Genomic DNA, 13,072 nt, shown 5'->3' on the forward strand with positions numbered 1-13,072 from the left:
GGCTGATCGAGACGCGGAAGCCGGAAAACGTACACATGGATTCGGCCTAACCCCTTGCCACAATAATACTAAGCATGCTTATGGTAGGGCATTGGAAGCCGTCCGAGCACACAGCTCGTGAAGGGGCCGCGCCGGAAGCTACTTGCCGCGGCTGCCTGAATGAAAGCCGAAGCAGCAGCCACCAGTGAGGAAGCACGCATGTACCTGCATACCCAACTCCTGATCAACGAAATTGCCGCCGATGAGCCAGATCCCGCAGCCGCCAACGCACTCCAGGAAGGCCTGGGCGGGCAATTCGGCGAAATGCGGACCATGATGCAGTACCTCTTCCAGAGCATGAACTTCCGGGGAGATGCCTCTGCGAAGCCGTACAAGGACCTCCTGCAGGGCGTGGGTACGGAGGAAATCAGCCACGTGGAACTTATCGGCACCACCATCTCCCAGCTGCTGGACGGGTCGCCGCGATATCAGGGGAAAAAGACGGACCCCGTGGACGAGCCGGGAGCCAAGGGCGCCACTCCGCTGAAGATCGCCCTGGACACCAGCAACATCCACCACTACCTCGTGGGCGCCCAAGGCGCCTTGCCCGTCGACGCGGCAGGCAATCCGTGGAGCGGGTCCTATGTCTACAACAGCGGAAACCTGGTCCTCGACCTTCTCTACAACCTCATGCTGGAGTCCACCGGCCGGCTGCAGAAGTGCCGCATCTATGAGATGACGGAGAACAAGACGGCCCGGTCCACCATCGCCTACCTGATTGTCCGCGACCAGGCGCACGAGAACGCCTTCGCCAAGGCCCTGGAAAGCCTGGGCGTTAACTGGGGCAAGGTCCTGCCCATCCCCAAAACAAATGCGGAGCAATTCCCGGAGGTCAAGAAGCTGGTGGACCAGGGCCTCCAGAGCATCCAGTACACCTTCAGCGCCGACAATCTCAGCGAGGCAGGAAAGTTGTACCGGGGCGCATCACCGTCCAATGACGGAACGGAGCTGAGCACGGATGTCATGCCCGAGGGGTTCCCTATGACGATTTCGCCCGAGCGGCGGGAAGAGTTTGCGCCCGGACTCGATCCCGAGCTCCTCGCCCTGATCCAGGCCACGGCGGAGGCCGAGTTGAAGGATGCCGACGCCCCCAAGGTCGGCAAGAGCTGACCCGGAGCCTTAGGTGCAGCGCCCGCCCCGGCTGGGGTGGGCGCTGTGCATAGGCCAAGGGCAGAGTCAGAGTCAGGGTGCCAAAGATCGTGTGATTCCGGCCGCGGGTGAGGCGTCTACTTCCTTCGCCAGTACTTGCCCCAGTCCACTTCCATGGCCCACAGCGCCAGGAGAAGCGCGTCCATGGTCATGAGTCCCGCCAAAAGGTAAGCCCAACCTGCCATCCAACCCACCGCAATCTCCTGACTGTTTCCCCCAGCCAATCGATTGCTCCCCAGTGTGGCATCTAAACCGTCCGGACGGAACGCCCCCGGCCCACAGTTCTGAAAAGCGCTTCCAGACGGCAATGAGTGTCCGTCTCCATCTTCAACCGGTGTGTCAGCTTCTCCACGTGGCGGGACATCTCATCGCCCACCGGCAGCCGGTCTCCCGGCCAGTTCCAGACGTCGCGGGACTCGCCCAGGGCATCCGCCAGGTCGCGGGCCGCAGCCCGTACTTTGCGGGAATGGACATGGAGGCACCACAGTGCCTTGGCCTTGGCCGCCCCCGCCTCCAGGACTTCCCGGACGATCAGGTCCAGGCCAACACCAGGTCCTGCGCCGGCGCCCGGCTTAACTGTTGCGCCCGGCCTGCCTGCTGCACACGGACTAACTGCTGCGCCCGGTGCGGGCGCACCCCGGTTCGAATTCTTCGTCTGTTCCATGGCTTCCCCCGCAATCCGCCAGCCAGGCACCTTGAGGCGGGGACCGCCGTCGTATCCCCTGGTGCCTTAAAGCTGCAGCCTTATTCCGAGTGTCCGGGGCCATGCTCAACGTCCGGGCAAGGCGGTCCCAAGATTTACGCAAGATGCCCCACGGCGGCTCCGGCCGCCGTCGTCACCGCCACGCCCGCCGCTGAACAGCGGATTCGCGAAAAACTGTGAAGCGCTGAGACATGCCCCGTCCGCCTTAATACGGTAGAAGTAGAGCTATGGTCTCTCCCCCTGAAGTTCGTCGTGCCGTTGTCATCGAGGATGACCCGGACATCCGCGGGCTCCTGGTCCGCGTGCTGACCAAGCAGGGCTTCGAAGTCACGGAGGCCGGCGCCGGCCTGACCGGCGTTGAGGAAGTCCGGCGCAGCCAGCCGGACCTGGTCACGCTTGACCTGAACCTCCCGGACCTGGACGGCCTGGAAGTCTGCAAGCTCCTCCGCGAATTTTCCGATGCGTTCATCGTGATGCTGACCGCACGCGCGGACGAACTGGACAAGCTGACGGGCCTGGACAACGGCGCCGATGAATACATCAGCAAGCCGTTCAGCCCGCGGGAACTGCAGTCACGGATCAACGCGCTGTTCCGCCGCCGGCCCTCCCCCGCAGCTGACACGGCATCGCGCAGCGAACTCCAGCGCGCCACCGAAGTCCAGTTGAGCCTCCTGCCCAAGGAGGACATCCGTGTTGAGGGGTACGACGTTGCCGGGGTCTTCCGCCCTTCACGCAGCGTGGGCGGGGACTTCTACGACTGGTACCAGACACCCGAAGGCCTGCACCTGACCTTTGCCGATGCCATGGGAAAGGGCATGGGTGCGGCCCTGATCGCCGCCACGGTCCGCGCCGTCATGCGCTCCACCGGCCGCCGGCAGGACCTGGACGGTGCGTTCGCCTCCGCCAGCAAGGCCATCGCCACGGACCTTGACTCCTCCAACTCCTTTGTCACCCTCTTCCACGCCCGGCTGGACGCGGCGTCGGGCAAGGTCAGCTATGTCGACGCCGGCCATGGACTTGCGCTGCACGTCGAGTCGGGCGGGGCAGCACACCGCCTTCCTTCGGGAGGGCCGCCGGTGGGGGCCTGGTCCGGGTCCGAGTGGCCGCAGTCCGGCCTTGACCTGGCACCCGGCGACTCCCTGGTGGTGGTCAGTGACGGCGTGCTGGATGTCTTTGAATCCGTGGAGGACTTCACTGAAGCTGTCCGGCTCGCCACCCAGGCCGAACATTCCGCGCAGGCGGCCAGCACCGCCATCCTCTCCCTCGCCCCGGCCGAAACCGCTGAGGACGATGTGACGGTGGTTGTGGTCCGCCGGCTCCCGCAGGTGGCGGCATGACCCGGTTCTGGACCCGCCTAGTAGTGGTGCTGACCGTCATCACCGGCGCGAACTACATCGCCTGGCGGTGGATGGCCTCCCTGAACTGGGAAGCCTGGTGGATCGCCCTGCCGCTGGTCATCGCCGAAACGTACAGCCTCATCGACGTGATGCTGTTCGGCATGACGGTGTGGAACCTGAAGATCCGCAAGGGCGCCCCGGAGCCACCGGCCGATGCCACGGTGGACGTCTTCATCACCACGTACAACGAGGACCTGGACATGGTTCTCACCACGGCGCTGGCGGCCCAGCGGATCCGGCATCCGCACAGCACCTGGATCCTCGACGACGGCGCCCGCCCCGAGATGAAGGCACTCGCCGAACAGCACGGGCTGGGTTACGTGACCCGCAGCGAGGACTGGACCAAGGACCTGCCCCGCCACGCCAAGGCAGGAAACCTGAACAATGCGCTGATGCAGACCGACGGTGAGTTCCTGCTGATCCTGGATGCAGACCAGATCCCCGAGCCGGACATCCTGGAAAAGACGCTGGGCTACTTCAACAACAGCAAGGTGGCGCTGGTCCAGACCCCGCAGTACTTCAGCAACGTCCCGGCCGATGACCCCCTGGGCAGCCAGGCGCCGCTGTTTTACGGCCCCATCCAGCAGGGCAAGGACGGCTGGAACGCTGCCTTCTTCTGCGGCTCCAACGCCATCCTGCGCCGCGAAGCGCTGATGCAGCTGGGCCTGGTGGGCTACGTGAAGGAAACCGAGAAGAGCATCCGCCGCGCCTTGGCGGCCTCCCGGCAGGCGATCCGCCAGGCCCGCAAGTCCACGGACATGGACTCGCCGCTGGTGTCGCAGGTGCTGGACGAGGTGGAAGCCGCCACCGTTGAAGCGCAGCAGGAACTGGACTCCGGCATGGCGCTCAGCGAAATCACCTACCGGGTGCGCCGCCGCGTGGACACCGCCGTGCAGACCCTGGTGCAGGCCGACGTCGAGGCGCTGCAGTCGGACCTCGAGGAAATCGCGGCCATGGAACTCGCCCACGTTGGCGAGGCCGGCGTTCCTGTGGTGGCAGACGATGCCGTGCAGCGCATGTCTGCCCGTGACTGGTCCCCGCTGGGCGCCCTCGAATCGGTCCAGGCCGTCCTGGACGCGCTCTCGGTGGAACGCAACGATGAAGCCCAGCCGATCATGCCGCTGGCCACCATCTCGGTCACCGAGGACATGGCCACCGCCATGCGCATGCACGCCATGGGCTGGCAGAGCGTCTACCACCACGAAATCCTAGCGTACGGCCTGGCACCGGAGGACCTGAAGACCATGCTCACCCAGCGGCTCCGCTGGGCCCAGGGCACCATCCAGGTGCTGCTCCGGGAGAACCCGCTGGTGCAGAAGGGCCTGAAGATCGGCCAGCGGCTGATGTACTTCGCCACCATGTGGACCTACCTGAGCGGGTTCGCGGCGGTCATCTACTTCGCCGCCCCCATCATCTACCTGCTGCTGGGCATCCTGCCCGTCACCAGCCTCAGCTGGGACTTCTTCATCCGGTTCATTCCGTTCATGGTGGTCAACCAGCTGCTGTTCGCGGTGGCCGGCCGCGGCATTCCCACCTGGCGCGGCCAGCAGTACAGCCTGGCCCTGTTCCCCACATGGATCAAGGCGTGTACGACGGCGGCCCGCAACGTCTGGTTCGGCCGTCCCCTGGGGTTCGCGGTGACGCCCAAGGCGCGCCAAAGCGGCGGACCCAGCTGGAGCCTGATCCAGCCCCAGATCGTGGTGTCCATCCTGCTGGCCGTGGCCGCCGTCGTCGGAATTGTCCGCCTGGCCACCGGCCTGGCAGAACCGCTGGGCACCCTGGTCAACGTGGCCTGGGTGATCTTCGACCTGGTGGTCATGTCCATCCTGGTCCGCGCCGTGCTCTACAAGGGCTTTGAACCGCCCGCAGAATCAGCAGAACCAACACAATCCGAGAGGAATCCCGATGGAGTTTAGCTATGAGGTCAAGGACTCATATGCCGAGGTCAAGGCGGACGGGCGGCTGAACATGGTGTCCGCGCCCAAGCTCCGCGAGTTCGTCACGGACGTGATCGCCGGCGGGTCCAACCGGATCGTGGTCAACCTGGAGAACACCGCCTTCATGGATTCGTCCGGGCTGGGCGCCCTCATAGGCTGCCTGAAGGCTGCGCGGCAGGCCGGCGGGGACCTGCGGATCGCGGCAGTCCAGCCGCAGGTGAAGATGGTCCTGCAGCTCACCAGCATGGACAAGGTCCTCACGGCCTACCCGTCGGTCGAAGAGGCGTTCGGCAATGACTGAAGTGCTCGCCTCGCGCAGCTTCCGCGGGCTCGCCACCGAAGACGCCATCAACGACGTCCACAACGACATGGACAGCCTGTGGCTCGATGTGCCGTTCGTGAATGACATGGACCAGATGACGTTCACCACAGCGGTGATCGAGTCAGCGTCCAACATCGTCCAGCACGCCGAACCGGCGGGCGCGGCCCCCGTGGAACTGGGCGTGGACATCACCGTGGAGCCGCTGCTGCTTCAGGCCCGCGTGAGCGCCTACAACGCCAAGCCGCCCTTCGGCCCCATGGAACCGGCAACGCCCGGCGAGGATGCCGAGTCCGGCCGCGGGCTTGCCCTCATCCAGGCCCTGGTGACCACCGTGACGTTCGAACGGCAGGACGGCACCAGCACCTGGGTCCTGTCCCGCACGTCTTCCCAGGACTGACTGCTGCCTGGGGGTTGGGCTTGCCGAAATACGGTTCCGGCAAGCCCAACCACCGGCACTAAGCCCGCACGCTACTGCGTCGCGGGGAACAGCACTGAGACGGTTGCTCCTCCGCCTGGAGTTTCACTGATGCTCAGTTCGCCTCCGTGTGACTGGGCAATCCGCTGGCAGGTGGCCAGGCCCAAGCCAGTTCCCGGGCCGTCGCCGGGCCGGTGGAGCCGGACCAGCGGTTCCACTGCCCGTCCCCGGTCCGCCGGCTTGATGCCTTTGCCGTTGTCCGCCACATGGACGGTAACGCCGCCGGGCCACGTGGTGGCGGTGATGGCCACTTCCAGCCCGCGCCCGGGCTCCCGGTAGTTCAGCGAGTTGGCCAGCAGGTTCTGGATCAGGGTCCGCAGCTGCTGGCGGTCCGCGGTGAGCTCGGCATCCTCGCACAGGAAACCGCTGCCCAGCCCCAGTTCCACCCCGAGGTCCTGGGCGGCTTCGGCCGTGACGGCCAGCAAGGACACCGGTTCCAGGTGCAGCTCCCCATCCGCACGGGCATAATTGAGCACATCTTCGAGGGTCCCCAACATCCGCCTGCCGCCCGTTCCGATAAGCCCCAGGTACTCGGCGGCCGGGTGGTCCGGGGTCATGTCGGGATCGTCCTCAGCCAGCTCAACGTAGCCCAGGATGGTGGTCAGTGGAGCGCGGAGGTCATGGCTCACGCGGCCGGCGAACTCGGACAGCATGGCGTTGCTGCGGCGCAGCTCCACCAGGGCATGGTCGAGCTGGAGCGTCCGGTGCTGGAGTTCCAGGAGTTCCACCACCTGCTGGGCCAGCACCTCCACCAGGTCTATCTGCTCCGGCGTGGGGAGCTCGGCCTGGTTGGAAAAGACGCACAGCGAGCCCAGTACCAGGCCCTTGGATGTCCGCAGCGGGACGGAAGCGTAGAAGCGGACATCCGCGATTTCCCCCGTAACGAACGGATTGGCGGCGAAGCGGGGATCCAGGGAAGCGTCCCGCACCACAGTGGTTCCGGGGTCCAGGAACACGGAGGCGCACATGGAATCCTCGCGTGAGCAGATGCCGGCTTGGGTCCCGGACGCCGCAATCTGCAGCTGCTGGTCCGAGGTGATGATGTTGACCACGCCGTACGGCACCCCGCACAGCGATGCGGCCACGCGGACCAGGTTGTCGAGGGCGCCCTGCGCCTGGCGGTCAATAAGTATGGGGATAGTCCCCTCGTGGGCCGGCAGTAATCCGTATTCCTGCAGGCCAAGATCGCGTCCGGCGTCCTGATCGGTCAGCGTCTGCATAGCGTCCCGTCCATATTCTGTTGACTCCCCAGTCTGTGTCAGCAGGCCTTTGAAAGGCCTTTCCGTGATGATACCGGGTAGGCCGCGGTGGTGTTGTAGTCTCTTGACACCACACCCTTCCTGCCCTTAGATATTACGTATGCTGAAATAACAGTTCCATGATGCGGAACCTCTGTGGCTTGTCCAAGCGAGTTTGCCACAGAGGCGCCGGGCAATCCGGCCTCCGCATAGCCGTCACCATGGATGCCAGCATCGCTACCGAGGAACCAGCCAGCATGAAGCTTGCCGAATTCAACAGCGCGGACCCCTCCTCCGCCGCAGACACCCTCACGCCCTGCATCGATGTCACCCGCTGGGTGGATGCCGTCACCGCAGCCCGGCCCTTCCACACCAGGGAAGCCCTCTTGGCGTTCGCGTCCGGGGCCGCCAACCCCTTCACCCCCGACGAGGTGGAGTCCGCCATGGCCCATCACCCCCGGATTGGGGAACGGCCGACGGCGGGCACCGCCGAGGCGTCCATGTCCCGCTCCGAGCAGGCAGGGGTGGATCCCGCGGACGCCGCGGCCGCGCAGGCGCTGGCCCGCGGCAACCGGGAGTACGAGGAAAAGTTCGGCCGGGTGTTCCTTATTCGCGCCGCCGGCCGTACCGCGCCGGAAATCCTTGCGGCACTCAACAGCCGGCTCGCCAACACCCCCGCAGAGGAAGACACCATCGTGGCCCAGCAGCTGCGCGAAATCGCCGTACTCCGGCTCGAAGGACTGATCACCGAATGAGCGTCTCCCACGTCACCACCCACATCCTCGACACCGGTGCCGGGCGCCCGGCGGCGGGTGTCGCCGTCGTCCTCTCAAAGAACGACGCCGGCACCTGGCGTGAGCTCGCCGCCTCCACCACCGATGCGGACGGCCGCGCGAAGGACCTTGGCCCCGAGCAGCTGGAACCGGGCCACTACAAGCTGAACTTTGCCACCGGCACGTATTACGCCGGCCTACAGACGGCCACCTTCTTCCCCGAAGTGGACCTGGTTTTCGAAGTATCCGGCCCCGAGCACTACCACGTCCCGCTGCTGCTGAGCCCGTTTGCTTACTCCACGTACCGGGGCAGCTAGCACCCACGCTAACGCGCCCCCGGTCCACGCCGCAGGCTGGCCTGCCGGGCTCCGTGTCATACCGGTCACAGATCCCGGCATAGGATCGAATGGAGTAATCGACCAGCGCTTGCGGCCTGCCGGCACGCAAGCGGCAGCGACGACGTGGGAGCGCCCGATGGCTTCGAACAACCACCCCGAACCCGACGCGGACGCCGACAGCGGTCCATCCGGCGGAGTGCAGTCCGTGGAGCGCGCCCTCGCGGTCCTGGAAATCCTGGCCCGCGAAGGCCAGGCCGGAGTCAGTGAAATTGCCGAGGAAATGGGCATCCACAAGTCCACGGTGTCCCGGCTGATGGGATCCCTGGTCAGCCGGGACATGGTCCAGCAGAACAGCGACCGCGGAAAGTACCAGCTGGGATTCGGCATCCTCCGCCTCGCCAGCGTCATCCCTGGCCGGCTTAGCCTGGTCCACGAGGCGCGCCCGGTCCTGGAGGGCCTCGCGGCCGAGTTCAAGGAGACGGTCAACCTCGCCGTACTGCGCTCCAACTACGCGGTCAACGTGGACCAGGCCATGGGCCCCTCCACGCTGGCCACCTACGACTGGGTGGGCAGCCTGACGCCGCTGCACGCCACGTCCAGCGGAAAGATCCTCCTGGCCGCTCTGGCTACGGACGAACGCGACAGGATCCTCAAGGAGACCGGCCTCCCGGCCCGCACGTCACGCACCATCACCAACAGGCAGGAACTGGACCGCCAGCTGCTGGATGCCGGCAACAAGGGTTACGCGGTGGTCCGCGAAGAGTTCGAGATCGGCCTGAATGCCATAGCGGTGCCGGTGCTCAACCACCAGGGCAACGTGGTGGGCTCCATCAGCATTTCCGGCCCGGCCTTCCGCTTCGACCCGGAAAATATTCCGGGCCTGGTGGAGGCACTCCGCGAAGCAGGCCTCCAGATCAGCGCCAACATGGGGTACTCCAGGCGCTAGGCACGCTTGGAAATGGCCTCGTCCCCTATGGGTCGGGGCCATTTTTGTGTCCATTTCGGGTAATTCTGCCGCCCCCTGCGCAACCGGCACCACACTGTGCAACAAACGGATTTCGCTTTCCTCACTGTCAAGCGGCCGGGTCTTGTTGCCCCGGCAGCATGAAATACCTTGACTTTAAATGTGGCGTAGCGCACTCTGTTGCCTAACGCGAATACTGTTGACCCTTGCGAAACACTCCCCAGGTGCTTTACCCGTCCGCCATCCCGGTCCGTCGGAATCTTCCAGCCGCCGCGACCCATACCAGAGGTAACTCCACGCACCACGCCTACCGGCGCCGGGAAGAGACTGCCGGCAAGCACCTGCCTTAAAACAGCTACGCACCATCTACGGCGACATCATGGCCTTCAACTCCGGCGAAGTCCCCCAAGCTTCGATCCGGCGGACGCGCCAGGCCCTGCCATTGCGCATGTCCATGACCGCCGAGCAAAGGATCCAGCTCATGGCTATCAATAGTGAATTAACCACCCCTAAACCCGGGCGTCCCGAGGACGACCAGGACAGTACCCCCGCTGAGCCAGCCGCCGCCCCGGGCGGCAGCACACCGGACACCGCAGCCCTTCCCCCGGAAGACGCACTCACGGAACCCCTCCCGGACACCGAAGAGTACGACCAGATCCTCGAGGAACTGCGCCAGACCAAGACCGAACATGCGGTGTCCCAGCGCCGCAACCGCAAGCTCACCCTGGACAAGGCAACGTTCGGAATCACGGGCGCCATCGCCGTCGCCTTCGTCCTCTGGGGTTTCTTCGGCAAGGACAGCCTGGCCGCGACCTCCAAGGACGCCCTTGACTGGGTCATGGAGTACACGGGCTGGCTCTTCATGGTCCTCGCCTCCCTGTTTGTCGTCTTCGTCCTGTGGCTGGCGATGGGGAAGTTCGGCAATATCCCCCTCGGCAAGGACGGCGAAAAGCCCGAATTCCGCACCGTGTCCTGGATCGCCATGATGTTCGCGGCCGGCATGGGCATTGGCCTGATGTTCTACGGCGTGGCAGAACCCCTCTACCACTTCATCTCGCCGCCACCCGGAACGGTTGACGGCCGCACACCTGCCGCCATCCAGACCGCCATGGCCACGTCCATCTTCCACTGGACCCTGCACCCGTGGGCCATGTACGCCGTGGTGGGCATCGCGATGGCCTACGGCACCTACCGCCTGGGCCGCAAGCAGCTGATCTCCGCCGCCTTCACCTCACTGTTCGGTATCCGGACGGTTGAGGGCCCGGTGGGCAAGTTCATCAACATCCTGGCCATCTTCGCCACACTCTTCGGCACGGCCGCATCGCTGGGCCTCGGTGCCCTGCAGATCGGCAGCGGCCTCACCTCCAACGGCTGGGTGGGCGAGGTAGGAACCCCTGCACTCGTGGCCATCGTGGCCATCCTGACAGCATGCTTCGTGGCGTCCGCAGTCTCCGGCATCAGCCGCGGCATCCAGTGGCTGTCCAACATCAACATGGTCCTGGCCGTAGTCCTCGCGGTCATCGTGTTCATCGCCGGCCCCACCCTGTTCATCCTCAACCTCATCCCCTCGGCCGTGGGCGACTACGCCCGCGACCTGGCCGAAATGTCTTCCCGCACCGAGGCCGTGGGGGACGAGGCCCTGCGCACCTGGATGTCCAGCTGGACCATCTTCTACTGGGCCTGGTGGATCTCATGGACGCCCTTCGTCGGCATGTTCATCGCCCGCATCAGCCGCGGCCGCACCATCCGGCAGTTCGTCACCGGCGTCCTCCTGGTTCCCAGCGTTGTCAGCGTGATCTGGTTCGGCATTTTTGGCGGGGCAGCATTCGATGTGCAGCAAAAAGCTGACGAGGCAGGCCAGCCCGGCCTGATGACCGTCACCGACGGCGTGGCTTCCATCGACTTTGACGGAGCACTGTTCAACCTGGTGAAGAACCTGCCGATGCCGGGCTGGCTGACCGCCGCGGTGATCGTCCTGGCGATGGTCCTCGTCGCCATCTTCTTCATCACGGGCGCGGATTCAGCCTCCCTGATCATGTCCTCCCTCAGCTCCAACGGAGCCTCGGATCCCAAGCGCGGACTCGTGATCTTCTGGGGCGCCCTCACCGGTGCCGTGGCCGCGGTGATGCTGCTGGCCGGCGGCGACGAACCCTCCGAAGCGCTGTCAGGCCTGCAAAGGATCACCATTGTGGCGGCGCTCCCGTTCGTCGTGGTGATGCTGCTGCTGTGCTTCGCCCTCGCCAAGGACCTGCGGCGGGACCCGCTGTCCCTGCGCCGCCGCCTGGCGGATTCCGTCGTGGAACGCGCCATCCGCACCGGCGTCGAACAGCATGGCGGCGTCCAGTTCGACCTGGTGACACGGCACGAACACAGCGAGAAGTGCGCGGAAGGGGAATCCTGCCCCGGCACGGGTTCCAACACTGTTTCCAGCACTGAGGCCAGCAAGAACTAGCCAACCCACGCAATAAAAGGTCCGGCCCCGGTGGATTTCCGCCGGGGCCGGACCTGTTGTGGTTCCCGCCCCGCTTCAGGCCGGAACCAGGCTGTCCTTCCGCCCCGCTGCGCCGGCAGGCGTCCCGCCGTCGTGCTCCGCAATGACGCGCCCGACGGCGGCAAGCACCTCCCCGAAGACGGGATCCGGATCGAGCCGGCGGAGTTCCTCGGCGAGGCAGTCGCGAAGGCTGCGGCGCGGCAGGGAGATCCGTTGGGCGGGCTGGCCGGGGTGGGAGAGTTCGGCTGCCGCATGCCCGGGCCGCTCCAGCCGTATCTCACCGTTGCCGAGGATCAGCCGGACGGCGCGGAGGCCGGTCCGGACCGGGCCGGCGATGGCAGCCACCGGGACGTCCAGGGCAGCGCCCAGCCACGCAGCCATCAGCAGCGGACTGGGCGAGTCGGGAGCCCCTTCCACCTCGGCGGCCGTCACTGTGGATGGGTCAATGTGGTCGAGGGCTGCGGCGACTTGGATGCGCCAGTTGGTCAGCCTCGTCCAGGCGAGATCGGTATCGCCGGCCCTGTAAGCGCTGTGGAGGCGTTCGAGGGCTGCCCTGGGATTGGCTTCGTTCGCGGAGTCGGTGATCCGGCGGTGCGCGATGGACCCAATGGAGCTTTCGCGGGCATTTTCCGGGGCGCCGTGCGGCCACCACGCCACGATGGGCGCGTCCGGGAGCAGCAGCGCTGCGATGAGGGATTCGTCCTCGCGGGCCAGCCGGCCGTAACCGCGCAGCACGATCACCTCCGAGGCGCCGGCGTCGCCGCCCACCCGGATCTGGGCGTCGAGCCGGTCCCCCGCTGCCGGGCCGCTGGCAGGTCCGGGGCGGGTGGCTGCGTCCATGCCGGAGTCAGCGCACGTCTGCGCCTCGGCACCGGCGCTGGCCAGGACGATGATCCGGCAGGGATGTTCCCGGCTGGCATCGTTGGCGGCCCCGATGGCTTCTTCCTCAAGTCCGGACTTCGTGACCACCACGAGGGTCAGGACCCGGCCCAATGCGGTCACGCCGCCCTGCTCGCGGAGGGTCATGAGTTTCTTGGACACCTTCGAGGTGGTGGTGTCCGGCAGGTCAACAATCATGGAAAGTTCCTGTTCTGCCGTGCCCGGCCGGTGGTGTGGCCGGGAACGGACGGTGAAACGGCGGCGGGGGGGGCGCGGGGGGGGGGGGGGGCCCCCCCGGGGGGGAAGGGGGGGGGGGGGGGTGTGGGGCCGCCGGGTGGAAGGGGGGGCGGGCGGGGGGCGGGCGCCC

Annotated in this window: 12 protein-coding genes; 9 read left to right on the forward strand and 3 right to left on the reverse strand. The window is 66.1% G+C overall.

What is annotated here, in order from left to right:
- Window positions 1-198 precede the first annotated feature (198 nt).
- Window positions 199-1,149, forward strand: coding sequence for a manganese catalase family protein (locus ACFV4R_RS19880; RefSeq protein ID WP_377204271.1), 951 nt, complete (start codon window positions 199-201; stop codon window positions 1,147-1,149).
- A gap of 286 nt (window positions 1,150-1,435) precedes the next feature.
- Here the strand turns inward: ACFV4R_RS19880 and ACFV4R_RS19885 are convergent, their stop codons facing one another.
- Window positions 1,436-1,852 carry a hypothetical protein gene (locus tag ACFV4R_RS19885; RefSeq protein WP_377204259.1) on the reverse strand — a complete coding sequence of 139 codons (417 nt, stop codon included), beginning with the start codon at window positions 1,850-1,852 and terminating at the stop codon, window positions 1,436-1,438.
- Window positions 1,853-2,118: 266 nt separating this feature from the next.
- On the opposite strand from ACFV4R_RS19885, the gene ACFV4R_RS19890 reads away from it, so the two are divergent.
- Genes ACFV4R_RS19890 through ACFV4R_RS19905 form a run of 4 tightly spaced genes read left to right on the forward strand, consistent with a single transcriptional unit; the run spans window position 2,119 to window position 5,944 of the window.
- A complete protein-coding gene (locus tag ACFV4R_RS19890) occupies window positions 2,119-3,228 on the forward strand; it encodes a PP2C family protein-serine/threonine phosphatase (protein WP_377204258.1) in 1,110 nt (369 codons plus the stop codon).
- Window positions 3,225-5,204: a glycosyltransferase family 2 protein gene (locus ACFV4R_RS19895; protein ID WP_377204257.1), complete on the forward strand. Its 1,980-nt coding sequence runs from the start codon at window positions 3,225-3,227 to the stop codon at window positions 5,202-5,204. The genes ACFV4R_RS19890 and ACFV4R_RS19895 overlap by 4 nt, the downstream gene beginning before the upstream one ends.
- The gene (locus tag ACFV4R_RS19900; protein ID WP_091723395.1) at window positions 5,194-5,526 is read left to right on the forward strand and encodes an STAS domain-containing protein; all 333 of its coding nucleotides are present in this window, start codon (window positions 5,194-5,196) and stop codon (window positions 5,524-5,526) included. The genes ACFV4R_RS19895 and ACFV4R_RS19900 overlap by 11 nt, the downstream gene beginning before the upstream one ends.
- On the forward strand, window positions 5,519-5,944 hold the full coding sequence (locus tag ACFV4R_RS19905; protein WP_377204256.1) for an ATP-binding protein: 426 nt from the start codon (window positions 5,519-5,521) through the stop codon (window positions 5,942-5,944). The genes ACFV4R_RS19900 and ACFV4R_RS19905 overlap by 8 nt, the downstream gene beginning before the upstream one ends.
- A 71-nt stretch (window positions 5,945-6,015) precedes the next feature.
- On the opposite strand, the gene ACFV4R_RS19910 is transcribed toward ACFV4R_RS19905, so the two are convergent.
- Complete coding sequence (locus tag ACFV4R_RS19910) at window positions 6,016-7,242, reverse strand: ATP-binding protein (protein WP_377204255.1); 1,227 nt, start codon at window positions 7,240-7,242, stop codon at window positions 6,016-6,018.
- Window positions 7,243-7,517: 275 nt separating this feature from the next.
- Between ACFV4R_RS19910 and uraD the strand changes: the two genes are divergently transcribed.
- The 4 genes from uraD to ACFV4R_RS19930 all read left to right on the forward strand — a co-directional run bounded on the left by uraD (window position 7,518) and on the right by ACFV4R_RS19930 (window position 11,787).
- Window positions 7,518-8,015 carry a 2-oxo-4-hydroxy-4-carboxy-5-ureidoimidazoline decarboxylase gene (gene uraD, locus ACFV4R_RS19915; RefSeq protein ID WP_377204270.1) on the forward strand — a complete coding sequence of 166 codons (498 nt, stop codon included), beginning with the start codon at window positions 7,518-7,520 and terminating at the stop codon, window positions 8,013-8,015.
- Window positions 8,012-8,350 carry a hydroxyisourate hydrolase gene (uraH, locus tag ACFV4R_RS19920; protein ID WP_377204254.1) on the forward strand — a complete coding sequence of 113 codons (339 nt, stop codon included), beginning with the start codon at window positions 8,012-8,014 and terminating at the stop codon, window positions 8,348-8,350. The genes uraD and uraH overlap by 4 nt, the downstream gene beginning before the upstream one ends.
- A gap of 157 nt (window positions 8,351-8,507) precedes the next feature.
- Window positions 8,508-9,317, forward strand: coding sequence for an IclR family transcriptional regulator (locus ACFV4R_RS19925; RefSeq protein WP_377204253.1), 810 nt, complete (start codon window positions 8,508-8,510; stop codon window positions 9,315-9,317).
- Between the two features lie 499 nt (window positions 9,318-9,816).
- Entirely contained in the window at window positions 9,817-11,787 is a 1,971-nt protein-coding gene (locus ACFV4R_RS19930; RefSeq protein ID WP_377204252.1) for a BCCT family transporter, read from the forward strand.
- A gap of 75 nt (window positions 11,788-11,862) precedes the next feature.
- Here ACFV4R_RS19930 and ACFV4R_RS19935 read toward each other — a convergent pair whose 3' ends face one another.
- Window positions 11,863-12,903: a glucose-6-phosphate dehydrogenase assembly protein OpcA gene (locus ACFV4R_RS19935; RefSeq protein ID WP_377204251.1), complete on the reverse strand. Its 1,041-nt coding sequence runs from the start codon at window positions 12,901-12,903 to the stop codon at window positions 11,863-11,865.
- Window positions 12,904-13,072: the final 169 nt, after the last annotated feature.

This window comes from Pseudarthrobacter sp. NPDC059871 (genome assembly GCF_042731175.1).
In the GTDB taxonomy this organism is placed as follows: domain Bacteria; phylum Actinomycetota; class Actinomycetes; order Actinomycetales; family Micrococcaceae; genus Arthrobacter.